General features: G+C 51.3%; 7 protein-coding genes. All 7 read right to left on the bottom strand.

Features of this window, described 5'->3' with window-relative positions; all coding sequences use genetic code 11:
* Nucleotides 1–23 precede the first annotated feature (23 nt).
* The 7 genes from murA to JT719_RS04195 all read right to left on the bottom strand — a co-directional run bounded on the left by murA (nt 24) and on the right by JT719_RS04195 (nt 11,889).
* Complete coding sequence (gene murA / locus JT719_RS04225; protein ID WP_205503333.1) at nt 24–1,328, bottom strand: UDP-N-acetylglucosamine 1-carboxyvinyltransferase; 1,305 nt, start codon at nt 1,326–1,328, stop codon at nt 24–26.
* 6 nt (nt 1,329–1,334) lie between these two features.
* A complete protein-coding gene (locus tag JT719_RS04220) occupies nt 1,335–1,994 on the bottom strand; it encodes a DUF4290 domain-containing protein (RefSeq protein ID WP_205503332.1) in 660 nt (219 codons plus the stop codon).
* 194 nt (nt 1,995–2,188) lie between these two features.
* Nucleotides 2,189–4,426, bottom strand: a complete 2,238-nt coding sequence (locus tag JT719_RS04215) for an ATP-dependent helicase (protein ID WP_207431250.1) — start codon at nt 4,424–4,426, stop codon at nt 2,189–2,191.
* 250 nt (nt 4,427–4,676) lie between these two features.
* The gene (locus tag JT719_RS04210) at nt 4,677–7,031 is read right to left on the bottom strand and encodes a hypothetical protein (protein ID WP_207431249.1); all 2,355 of its coding nucleotides are present in this window, start codon (nt 7,029–7,031) and stop codon (nt 4,677–4,679) included.
* A 130-nt stretch (nt 7,032–7,161) separates the two neighbouring features.
* On the bottom strand, nt 7,162–8,301 hold the full coding sequence (locus JT719_RS04205; protein ID WP_207431248.1) for a DUF4249 domain-containing protein: 1,140 nt from the start codon (nt 8,299–8,301) through the stop codon (nt 7,162–7,164).
* 2 nt (nt 8,302–8,303) lie between these two features.
* Nucleotides 8,304–11,096 (bottom strand): TonB-dependent receptor, encoded by a 2,793-nt coding sequence (locus JT719_RS04200; protein WP_207431247.1) that lies wholly within the window; start codon nt 11,094–11,096, stop codon nt 8,304–8,306.
* A gap of 43 nt (nt 11,097–11,139) precedes the next feature.
* Nucleotides 11,140–11,889: a hypothetical protein gene (locus JT719_RS04195; RefSeq protein ID WP_207431246.1), complete on the bottom strand. Its 750-nt coding sequence runs from the start codon at nt 11,887–11,889 to the stop codon at nt 11,140–11,142.
* Nucleotides 11,890–12,246 lie beyond the last annotated feature (357 nt).

The following is a 12,246-nucleotide window of genomic DNA, read 5'->3' as shown; positions in this document are numbered from 1 at the left end:
TTAAAAGTATAAAAGTTGGGTTCTTACAGACGGGTGATCTGTGCGCCCAGGGCATTCAGACGACCATCAATGTTCTGGTACCCACGGTCAATCTGCTCAATGTTGTGGATCACGCTACGTCCTTCGGCAGAAAGGGCCGCAATGAGTAAAGCCACACCCGCTCTAATATCCGGCGAAGTCATGGAGATACCACGCAAAGGCACCTGCTTGTTCTGCCCGATTACGGTGGCGCGGTGCGGATCGCAGAGGATGATCTGCGCGCCCATGTCAATCAGTTTGTCTACAAAGAAGAGGCGGCTCTCAAACATTTTCTGGTGAATGAGCACGGTTCCTTTGGCCTGCGTGGCTACTACCAGCGCAATGCTCAGCAAGTCTGGGGTGAAGCCCGGCCAGGTATGGTCAGAAACAGTCAGGATGCTGCCGTCAATGTAGGTGTCAATCTCGTAGTGGTCCTGCGCCGGGATGAAAATATCATCGCCGCGGAACTCCATCTGGATACCCAAACGGCGGAACGTGTCTGGGATCAAGCCCAATTCCCGGATCTGCGCGTCTTTGATGGTGATCTCAGAGCCGGTCATGCCCGCCAAACCAATGAAAGAGCCAATCTCAATCATGTCTGGCAACATGCGGTGCTCCGTGCCGCCCAGTTTCTCCACGCCCTCAATGATGAGCAGGTTAGACCCGATGCCGCTGATCTTGGCGCCCATGCGGTTCAGCATTTTGCAAAGCTGCTGCAGGTACGGCTCACAGGCGGCGTTGTAGATGGTGGTGATCCCCTCGGCCAGTACGGCAGCCATCACAATGTTGGCGGTTCCGGTCACCGAGGCCTCGTCCAACAGCATGTACGTTCCTTTCAGGTTTTTGCCTTCCAGGTGGTAGAAGCTGTCATTGGAGTCATAGGTGAACTTGGCGCCTAGCTTCTCAAAGCCTACAAAGTGCGTATCCAGACGACGGCGGCCGATTTTGTCTCCTCCGGGTTTAGGCAGTTTGGCCACGCCAAAACGGGCCAGCATTGGACCCAGAATCATCACAGAACCTCTGATGGCGCGGGCCTGCTCAATGAATTTTGGAGTAGTCAGGTAATCCAGGTTGATGTCCTCGGCTTTGAACACGTAGGTGTCAGGAGCGGTTTGCTCCACCTGCACACCCATGTCGCGCAGCAATTCAATCAACTTGTTTACATCTCTGATATTGGGAATATTGGAGATGACAACCGGCTCAGCGGTCATGAGTACGGCGCAAAGGATCTGCAGTGCCTCGTTTTTAGCCCCTTGCGGGATAATCTCGCCGTGTAAAGGCCGGCCGCCTATTACTTCAAAAGAAGCCATGCGTTCTTATTTATTCTTACCTCGGTTCTGGTTCTGATTCTTGTTCTGGTTGTTTTTGTACTTCTGGTTGTTGTTCTGGAAGTTGTTACCCGGGCCTTGCGGCGCCTTGACATTGCTTTCAAACAGATTGCCTTTTTCCAGCAGGGCAGGGTTCAGGTCCAACTCACCGCGAGACAGTTCGCGCAGGTTCTCCAGGATCACCTCGTCAGACACGCTGTCTTTGTTATAGGTGCGGTACAACACCTTCATCAGTTTCCCAATGGAAATGATGGCGGCCTCGCGCTCCTGCGGATCTGTGACCTGCTTGGCTTTGTCAATGAGGCGCTCCAGGTTGGTGCCGTAATGCTTGTATTTTGGGTTCTGCGTAGGATAGTCTACCCGCTGCGGTTTATCATTGAGATATTCCATGGCGCTGAGCGCAAACGGCGCATCCACGTCCAGTTGGCCGTCAGACATCACGTACAGGTGATTCCAAAGGGTTTGCTGGGCATCCTGGATGTCTTTCACGTTAGGGTTCAGACGACCCATCAGGTTCACGAGCAGTTGAGCCAGTTGGGTGCGTTTGGCTCGGTCTTCCACCGTCAGGATGTACTGAACAATGTTCTGGACATTGCGGCCGTACTCCCGCAGCAAAAGCTCTTGTTTAAAAGTGGAACTGGCTACCATGTGATAGGGTATGTTGCAAGGTCAAAATTAGGAATTTTTTGTTCGTATCACGTATCTAGTACCAAGTATCACGATAAAAGAACCTCCCTTTTAGGCCTATTTTTAGAAAATCAGGCCTAAAAGGGAAATGGTTCTTGCGTGGCTATGTCTACAAATAGAGGTCTTGCTACGTGATACCTGCTACGTGCTACGCTTTACGCATGTATGCGCAGCTTGGCGAAACTCAGGAGCAGGGTTTTCTCACCCACGCCTTCAAATTCAATGATGGCTTTGGTGGAGTTTCCTTGGGTATCCATTTTAGTAACGGTCCCGAACCCGAATTTAGGGTGCTCTACGCGCATACCGGCCTGCAGGTTAGAAGTATCGCTGGGGGTGAAGTCGGCGGGTGGGGTGTAGGCTGCGGCGGCAACTGGTTTTTTAGCCGGGGTAATCAACTGCGCTGCCGGGGTTTTCCGTTGCAGCACTTTCTCAAACGGACCGCGCTCCTCGCCAAACTTGAAGTTAAGGAACGTTGGATCAATCTCGTCAATGAACCGGCTTTTCTCCGCGGCCCGCAGGTTCCCCCACTGGTAACGGCTGGTAGCGTAGGAGAGGGTCAGTTTCTTCTCGGCGCGAGTGATAGCCACGTAGAACAAACGGCGCTCCTCTTCCAGATCGGCCCGGCTTTGCAGCATCATCTGGCTGGGGAACAGGTTCTCTTCCATGCCCACAATGAACACGTTGCGGAACTCCAGACCTTTGGCCGAGTGGATGGTCATCATGGTCACGTACTCGCCTTCGTCTTCCTTCTTGGTATCGGCATCAGTCAATAAGGCAACGTCTTGCAGGAAGTTCGCCAGGGATTTGTCCTCACGTTCAGGATCGTCCACAAACTCTTTGATGGCGTTGAGCAATTCCTGAATGTTCTCGTAGCGGGCCAATCCTTCCACCGATTTATCGGCGTACAGGTCATCTACAAGGCCAGAGTGTTTGGCAATATAGGTGGCGGCATCAAAGGCGTCTTTTTGCTCGGCCATGATGGCGAAGCTCTTGATCTTGGTCGCGAAATCCTGGATGGCAGTACCGGCTCGGCCTCCCACTAACTGGTTGGCGTGGCTCACTACTTCCCAGATGCTGTGATTGGTCTCGTTAGCGGTGACAATGAGTTTCTCCACGGTAGTATCGCCAATGCCGCGTTTAGGGTAGTTGATGACGCGGCGCAGGGCCTGCTCATCATTATGGTTGATGGCCAGACGCAGGTACGAGATCAGGTCCTTGATTTCCTTGCGCTGGTAGAACGACAGACCGCCCACAATGCGGTACTTGATGTTCATTTTGCGCAGCGCCTCTTCCAGCGCCCGGCTTTGGGCGTTGGTGCGGTACAGAATAGCGAAATCTTCGTAGGAGAGGTGCTGGTTCATCTTCTCCTCAAATATGGAGTGCGCCACCAGTTTAGCCTCTTCGTTGTCTGAGCTGGCTTTAATGACGTCAATCAGATTTCCTTCCTCATTCTCAGAGAAAACGTTTTTACGCAGCTGGGCCTTGTTGTTTTTGATGACAGAATTGGCCGCCTTTACAATGTGCTGGGTAGAACGGTAGTTCTGCTCCAGTTTAAAGACTTCCAGCTCTGGGTAGTCGCGCTCAAAGTTGAGGATGTTCTGAATATCGGCCCCGCGGAAGGCATAGATACTCTGGGCATCATCACCCACCACGCAGATGTTGCGGTCCTTCGCCGACAGCTTGCGGGTAATGAGGTACTGGCTGTAGTTGGTGTCCTGGTACTCGTCTACCATGGAGTACTTGAAGATGTTCTGGTACTTGTTCAGCACATCCACGTGGTCGCGGAAGAGCACGTTGGTGTTGAACAGCAGGTCGTCAAAGTCCATGGCTCCGGCCCGGAAACAGCGCTCCTGGTAGGTCTTGTAAATCTGCCCGATCTTGGGACGCAGCGCCGCCTCGTCATCGGCCTGGATGGCGGGGTCTCTGAGGTACTGCGCTACCGAGATCAGTTTGTTTTTGGCCGCCGAGATACGCCCCAGCACCATGCTGGTTTTATAAAGCTTGTCGTCCAGGTTCATCTCCTTCACGATGTTCCGGATGAGTGTCTTGGAATCATCGGTGTCGTAGATGGTGAAGTGGCTGGGATACCCTATTTTCTGGGCTTCGGCGCGCAGAATGCGGGAGAAGATGGAGTGGAAGGTACCCATCCAGAGATTTTTGGCCTCACCGCCCACCACTTTCTCAATACGGGCGCGCATCTCCTTGGCGGCCTTGTTGGTAAAGGTGAGCGCCAGGATATTGAACGGGTCCACGCCTTTTTCCAGCAAATGCGCGATGCGGTAGGTGAGCACCCGGGTTTTGCCGGAGCCCGCACCGGCAATGATCATACAAGGGCCCTCGGTATGTAAAACAGCGGCTCGCTGTGACTCATTCAGAAGTTTCAGGTAATCCATGCGCTACTAACAGTCTTTCTAAGAGAAGACTGCAAATTTACGCAATTATGACCGCATTATCAGAATTGCGGCGGATGCCAAGGCTTCTTATTTGCATCCTTTGTAGAGTCAGGTACTTAGCCGCGTTTTCGGGCCGTTTTTTGGATTTAAGGCTGTAAACGGCGTTTGTCCATGTTCCTTTGAAAAGAGTATGGTCCTGGATAAAACAGAAGCGCCTGATCTTTATAGAATCAGGCGCTTAAGACGTTTGTTATAATGGCTTTTTCACATCGAAGGTAACCACCTTGCTGCCGGGCAGTCCACCTTTTGTAAGCCCCTGCACCACCACCAGGTAGGTTCCTGGTACGTCTGAGGTGTAGAAATGCGTGGAGGCTTTCCCGTTTTTATCGGTTGTAATTTCGGGAGCCCAGTACAGCAGGTTCCGGAAATCTGGTAAGCGGCTCAGCTTTTGTTCTTCGGTTTCATAAACAGGCGCATAGAACTCCCGCTGCAATTGAAGGCCTTCGTATTCCTGGAGCAGGGCCCGGGTGTCCAAGGGGAAGCCAGCCAAGTCTCCTTTGTAGGTGGTGTAGCTGACTACGCCGTTTGATACCAGTGAGCCGTTGAAATATTGGGATTCCATGACCTCCAGTTTCTGGATTTTCAGCGGATCAAAGGCCATGATCTGGTCTATGTCAAAGATGGGCACGCCGTCTAATAACACCAACGGATCTTCCTGGAAAAACAGCTTCCGGTCTCCGTCCAAAACCATAAAGTGGAAGCCGTCCCGCCGCTTTCTCACCATAACGCCGGGCACATACTCCCGCATTACTTCTTCCATCACCTTGAAGCGGGTATAATCGTCCAGAAGGTATCTTTTGCTGGGTTGACCATAGAAAGGGAGGCTGTCTATACCAGGTGCTTTGTACCGGTTCAGGAATTGCTCTAAGTAAATGTTCTGGGCCTGGACATCCAGGTGGCGCAAGTGGATAGTTTCTCGCAGGTTTTCCTGAAGATCAAAATTGGGCAGGCCAGTTGCTGAGAACTTCTTGGAAAACGGATCAGTGATCTGGAAGTGGTAGGTGCTGTCCTGCAGGAAGTTCGTTTGCAGGATAACTTCCTTCGGGCCGAAGAAATCCTTCACGTCAAACAACACCGATCCCTTCTCTGAACTGAAGCCGCTGTAGAAGCGGGCGTTTTTACCCGGTGATGCCAGAAAGGTTCTTATATTCTTTGCCGGAGCTCCGGTGGCATTATGGGTAACGAGGCCAGTAATCAGGTGCCCCTGGTATTCGGGAAGAAAAGGGTAGGTTGCGGCTTGTTGATTCAGGACCTCGTTCCAGGTGAAGCGGCTCCAACCGTGGGTCAGCATCAGGTTGTCCAAAGCTTCATCGGCCTGGCTGCCGGTCTCTATAAGGTAAGAACCCGGATTTTCAATGGTGCCCTTCAGGTCTGAGGTGAGATACAGATAGGCGATAATGTTAACCAAATCATCGGCCCGCAGATCATCTGCTTTGAATACCGCCATTGATAGGTTGGCCGCACTTGCCCCGCTGGCTTGGCTGAGTAAATCAACGGTTACTTTCTCGCGGGTACCATATTGGGCTTTGTTCAAAGAGGCTGCAATGTCCAGTTGCTTTGTGGGGCGTTTAAAGAAAAGCCGCTCGCAAACGGGCCTTTGCTGGCTGTTGAATACCGTAAAGTGGGTAATGCCGGCGGGCAGTGAATCTTTGGAAACTGAAAAAGACGCTTTTCCATTGGCCAGGATAGCCGTAGCCGCCACCATTACCGTTTGCCGTGTGTGACCCAGCAGGTAAAGCGTTTCGGGCTGGGAATTGGAAGAATGGGCGGTAATCAGCAGCTCACCGGGCTTGGTTTCTTCCAGGAGTAAGCTGTAGCCTTGTTCCTCTATATGCGGGAGTTGTTGCCGTAGTTCCTTTCCTCCCGGAAGTTTTACCACGGCAGTGTATACCTCCTCCGCCACAGGGGTGAAACGGAAGTTCCCCATGCCCATTTTTGTGGGCTGGAAGGTAGTTACCACTTTGCCGGCTTTGTCTAAGAGAGTGCCCTGGAGACCGATGCCTTTACCCGTTCTGGTGTTAGTAGCCTTAAACGCCACCTTAGCCGGAAGACCATACACCAGATTTCCGCCCTCGGGGAAAAACTGAATGGCGTAGGAAGCAGTGTCGGTCAGGGGCTTCAAGCCCAGGGGCTGAAAGGTGTTTAGGATAGTGACAGGTTGCTCAAAGTAAAATTCCGGCCCGAAGTTCTTCATCCAGTTGGTATAGGCCCTTACCCGGTACTTACCAGATGCTAGTGTCACTGGCAAGGTGAATGAACCACTTCCGGCTCCTTCTTTCAAAGCGATTTTGCCCTGTAACACGGGTTTGTTGCCATTGTCCAGCACTTCCACATAGGCTACTTTGCTCATGTCCAGGGGCTGGTACAAGGTTCCGTCCACGTAATAGGCTTTGAACCACATGGTTTCGCCGCAGGCATAGGCAGAACGGTCCAGGTGTAAGAAAATCTTCTCCTGAAAGGCTTTACGGTTGTGCTCCTGAAAATCGGTTAGAAGGCTTTGAAAAGTTCTGGTTTGTCCGTTGGCGGTACCTGCCCATGTGTTCAAGAGCGCTAACCCAAAAACGAGTATAAAATAGAAGAAAGGGCGGCTCCAAGTGCCAGAATGATTCCAAGATAGTGGGGAACAGCCTGCAGGTTGAATGTTTTTCATGGGTGTGTTCATGCTTCCTTCCATACTACTGCCAGAAATCTGGTTTCACATTTACGCCATAGACCCGGCAGTCTCCACAGGGTCTGGAGGCGCTGGCGTAGCCTATCAGAACATTGGTTTCCGTGAGCAATTCATGGATAGGAATGTTGTACCCGCCATTGAAATGGGTGCTCTCTTCCCCCAGCAGAACGGTGTCTAAGGTACAGAACATTCTAGGGGAACCCCAGTTTAGGGGCAACTCTGACCGGCTGACAAATATTCTCTTTTCTGTGACTGAGGAAATATTGATAAACCCAATAACAGGTTCTGAGGGGGCTGAGACACTGTGGATATTTCCGGTAAGCTGCGTGGGAAGCGGATCAAAAAGGGTACCTATGCTTTCGGTGTTTTTCTTTAAGGCTTCATAATACTCATAGGATTCTTTGGATTGGGCATACTGCTTTACCAGGATGCTGTATTTCCGGTCTATTTTATCAGAGTTGGACGGTACCTTGATCAAAGGGAAATTGCTCACCACGTCCTGGCTTAATTTCACCGTGTTCCCCAGATTGATGTTGGAGGATTTGAAGTTTCGCCAGCAGAGATAGATGCTGTTTTCCGGCGCCCGATTCCTCATCTCCCCATTCACATATTCTAAACCAGAATAGTAAAAAGCCGAGTACTCCCAGGTCTCTTCGTATTCCCACCGGTAATACCGTGTCTTATTTTGCACGTCATGGGTACTCACAAAGATCTGCAATCCGTCGCTTTCCGCTTTCCAGGTGACATTATCAATAGAAGGTGTTTGCTTTACCTCCACGTAGTCTGAGGCGTAGTCTTTCCCGGCTGTTTTAATCACCAACCGGTATCTTTTGGAACTGATGAGAGGGAGAAAGTTGCTGCTGTAGGTACCGGGGTTGGTTTCCAACAAGGGGAATTTGATCCCATTCTCTTCCTCCACCTGCACGGTAGCCCCTTGCTCCATTACCGGCCCTCCGCTTTCTGAAAGATTCTGGGTTCGGGAAAGTCTGATAGTGGTGGGGCCGTTGCTGTTGATAAAACCACTTACCACCAGAAAATTGTTTTGCCCTTCCAGTACCTCGGGGGTGTACGGCTCTTCGCAGGCGGCAAGGAATACCACGCAAAGCAGCAGAAAGGCGTTTTTGAGGCAGTTTTTATAAATCATCGTTAAAACCGGAAATTATAAGTGATGGTAGGAATAGGCTGCCCGAAGATGGAAAGCTTGTAGCCTTTGATCTGGCCGTTCTCAGACCGGAAATACACAGAATAGGGATTCTTGCGACCAGTGAGGTTATACACCGCCAGGGTCCAGGAACTGTGGGCCAGCTTTTTCACTTTGTGGTTCCCCTCAATGTTCATGGCGAAATCCACGCGGTAGTAATCCGGAACGCGGTACTGGTTGCGGTCTGAGTAGTAGATGCGGGCCACGTTGCCGTCATAGTACTTGGCAATAGGCAAGGTGATGGGACGACCGGTGCTGTATGTGAAGTTGAGCGAGGTACTGAACCGCTGGCTGAACCGGTAGTTGCTGATCAACGTCACATCGTGGGGTTTATCGAAATTGCTGGGGTACCATTTCCCCTGATTGATGAGCTCAGACACTTGCGGATTGTTCAGGCGCACCAGCGTGCGGGAATAGGTGTAGCTCACCCAGCCGTTCAGTTTGCCAGTCAGTTTCTTCAGCATGACCTCCACGCCGTAAGCTTTTCCCTCGGCATTGGCCACCTCGGTTTCAATATGGTGGTTCAGAATAATGGTGGCACCGTTGCGGTAATCCAGGAAATCCTTCATTTTCTTGTAATAGCCTTCCACCGAGAACTCCACCGTGTTGTTCCGGAAGTTCTGGTAATAACCCAGTGCGATCTGGTCACCCACCTGCGGCCTGATGTTGGCGTCGCTCAGTTTCCAGGTATCGGTGGGGGACATGGTGGCCGTGTTGGAGAGCATGTGGATGTACTGGCGCATGCGGTTATAGCTCATCTTCACCGAGGAATGCTCCGTCAAACCAAACCTGGCCGATACCCGGTACTCCGGACCATGGTACTTCGCAAAAGACTTGCCCGAACCATACGAGAGCGTGTCCAGAATGGTGCTTTCTGACTTAGGCACGTTTGGCGCATAGGCGTACACTTCCCTCGGGCCTAGGGCATTGAACATGGAATACCGCAGCCCCACGTACACTGAGAACCGGGGCGAGATGTCTATCTGGTCTGAGACGTAAAGCGCGCTTTCTAGCGCCCGTTCGCGCTGCAGCACATCGGGCATGATCAAAGACTCAGAGCCCACTGGTTGCAGGCTGCCCGGCTTCACGTTGTACAGGATAGAACTGGCCCCGAAATCAATGGTATGCTTTGAATTCAGGAAGTAGTTGAAGTCTGCCTGCAGGTTGGCCTGGTTCATGCCAAAAGACATGTGCGAGGCGTTTACGGGGTTGTTTTCAGAATTTACGTCATAACCGTACTGGCTGTAGGCGGCGGTCACCACGCTGTAAAGTTGGTTATGGAAGATATGCTTCCATTTCACGCTGGCATTGTGGTTAGCGAAACTGTACAAAGTATCACTGCCCAACCTGAACCGATCCTTGCTCAGGTAACCCGAGACATAAAGCGTATTCTTGCTGTCAAATTCATGGTTGATCTGGGCATTCACGTCATAAAACGAGGCCGAGCTTTTCTTGAAGCTCTCCTGCGGCAGCTTTTTCAGGAGCCAGTCTGAGTAGGTGCTTCGGCCCGCCACCATGAAAGAGGTTTTGTCTTTGGCAATAGGTCCCTCCAGAGTCAATCGGCTGGTCAGCAGGCCCAGGCCCCCGGAACCCGAGAATTTCTTTTTGTTCCCGTCGCGGGTGACCACCTCCAGCACCGAGGAAAGCCTTCCGCCGTACCGCGCCGGGATGTTGCTTTTGTGCAACTCCACGGTTTTGATGATATCTGGGTTAAACGCCGAGAAAAAGCCAAACAGGTGAGAAGGATTATACACAGTGGCATCGTTGAAGAGGATCAGGTTCTGGTCCGTGGAGCCGCCGCGCACGTTCATGCCCGTGCTGCCTTCGCCCACCGATTTCACCCCGGGAAGCGTGAGCACCACTCGCAGAATATCAGTTTCCCCGAAGGCGGTGGGCACCTGCTTGATGGCCCGCATGTCCAGTCGTTCCATGCCCATCTGCATACCTGCCACGTTGCGGTCTTTTTCGGCCTCCACCAAAACCTCTTTCAGGGAGCGTACATCCTCCTCTACCTCAATGTCCAGTTTTCCGTCGGAATAAAGGGCGATGCGGCGCTTGGAGTTCTTGATCCCTATGCCCCTGATGAGCAAATCGTGCTGACCAATGGGCAGGGTCAAGGAGAAATACCCGTATTGGTCTGAAGTGGTGGCCAAAAGCGGAGATTGGATGTAGACGGAGGCACCAATAATAGCCTCACCGGATTTGGCATCGCGGAGGTGGCCGGCCAGGTTGGCCCTGCCCGAGGCGTTTTCGCGTTGCACGCCAATCACGTACAGTTTGGCCTCAGAAGTGGCTTTCTTTTTGTCTTTTTCCCCGGCCACGTACGGTTGCGCTCCAGAGCTTGGACGAGCTGCAGGTCTGCCTTGCGTGGGAACAGCCTCCCGGTTGAAAAAGCCCTCAGGTAGGTTCGCCATGAATTCCTTGCCTTGCGTGATCATCACATAGCCTTGGGGCGTGATGGCGAAGGAAAGCTTCGCTTCAGGCAGTACCTGCGCCAGAATAGAAGACAGGGATTTCTGGGTTACCTCAACGGAAATCTTGAGGCTGTCTACTGTTGCCGGCTCGTAAAAGAAGCGGTAGTCTGATTTGGATTCTATTTCCCGCACAAAATCCTCAAAAGAGGCTTCTTTCAGGTGCAGACTCAAGAGCGGTTCTCCTGCCGTCTGGGCACTGCTGGTAGCCGCTCCAAACAGCATCATGACCGAGAGGAGAAAAGCAATTCGGTAAAGTTGGGTCATTATAAAGGGTAGCTGGGGGTAGAGGATTGGATTTAATTTTGGATTAATCTGTCAGCGAATCGTAATAAAGCACCAAGCCTAAAATGGCTTCTTCCCGTTGTCTCCTGAAGTTGAATTTCTTGGTGCGGGCGTATTTCTTCAATTCCTTTTTCCGGTCACTGAACACGTTGTACACCGAGCGGCCGCTTTTTACCTGGTGGTAGGTAGTACCCTGTTGGATATAGTATTTGTCAATGGGGCCGTATTTTTCCAACACTTTCTGGTCTTCAATCAACTCTTGCCTCTCTTTTAGCCTTTTCACCAGCAACTTGGTGGTACCGTCGTGCATGACATCATAATAACCGGTCCGCAAGGCCGTATTAGAGGCAGTGTCGGGCACTACCACCCGCACAAATTTGTGTCCGCCTAATTGAAAGCCGGCTACCTTTTCCTTCACCAGTTTTTGCAGTACCAGCCCGTTTCTGGCCAGAAGCACTTCATCCAGGACAATGTCATACAATAAAGGCACTCCTTCATAGAAGGCCCCGTCATACTGCACACTTCCAGGAGTTTTCTCATCAATCAGGAAGAAAGGGTGACCTTCCCGGTTGGCCCTCCGAATATCCACATACTCAGGGCCATTCAGCAGGTGTGATTCTTCTTTGGTCGCCTGCTGGTAAAGGCTAATCGGGTAGCTTGCTGGCGATGGGATAATTGCCGCATCGGTATTGGCATTCTGAGCCGAGACATGAAGGGGTGAAAACAGGAGAAAGCCAGCCAGATAGAGAAGCTTTGCTTGCCAGGGGGTTTGCATGGTACAGGCTTAGTTGGTGTAGTCTATATATTCTGCTCAAGATATTATAATTTATTCACTCTTGATGCAGTTTTTTCAAAGGATAGTACTGAAAGAGGTACATCCGTAATCAACTTTCTAATGCACTTCTGTTCCTCCAAGGAAGGCCTATGCTGTTAAAAAATGAATAAAGTCTGAGCAATTCTCAGAGACAGCTTAAGAGAGATGACAATAAGACAAACCACCTTGGAGGTGCCCAAAATGAATTTGCTCTTAGATAAAGTAAATTTTTAAACAAATCAGGTGTAAATTTGTAGTTACAATCTTGTAACTGGACTATTACCGAAGTGCAGGACCTCCAGAATATGAAAGCGTTCA

The sequence above is a fragment of the Sabulibacter ruber genome (assembly GCF_017355955.1).
Lineage (GTDB): Bacteria > Bacteroidota > Bacteroidia > Cytophagales > Hymenobacteraceae > Nibribacter > Nibribacter ruber_A.
This window is presented reverse-complemented; position numbering and strand designations above follow the sequence as displayed.

Excerpts from the sequence above, each read along its gene's own strand:
- murA (WP_205503333.1), bottom strand. The coding sequence starts at position 1,328 with ATGGCTTCTTTTGAAGTAATAGGCGGCCGGCCTTTACACGGCGAGATT.
- JT719_RS04220 (WP_205503332.1), bottom strand. The coding sequence starts at position 1,994 with ATGGTAGCCAGTTCCACTTTTAAACAAGAGCTTTTGCTGCGGGAGTAC.
- JT719_RS04215 (WP_207431250.1), bottom strand. The coding sequence starts at position 4,426 with ATGGATTACCTGAAACTTCTGAATGAGTCACAGCGAGCCGCTGTTTTA.
- JT719_RS04205 (WP_207431248.1), bottom strand. The coding sequence starts at position 8,301 with ATGATTTATAAAAACTGCCTCAAAAACGCCTTTCTGCTGCTTTGCGTG.
- JT719_RS04200 (WP_207431247.1), bottom strand. The coding sequence starts at position 11,096 with ATGACCCAACTTTACCGAATTGCTTTTCTCCTCTCGGTCATGATGCTG.
- JT719_RS04195 (WP_207431246.1), bottom strand. The coding sequence starts at position 11,889 with ATGCAAACCCCCTGGCAAGCAAAGCTTCTCTATCTGGCTGGCTTTCTC.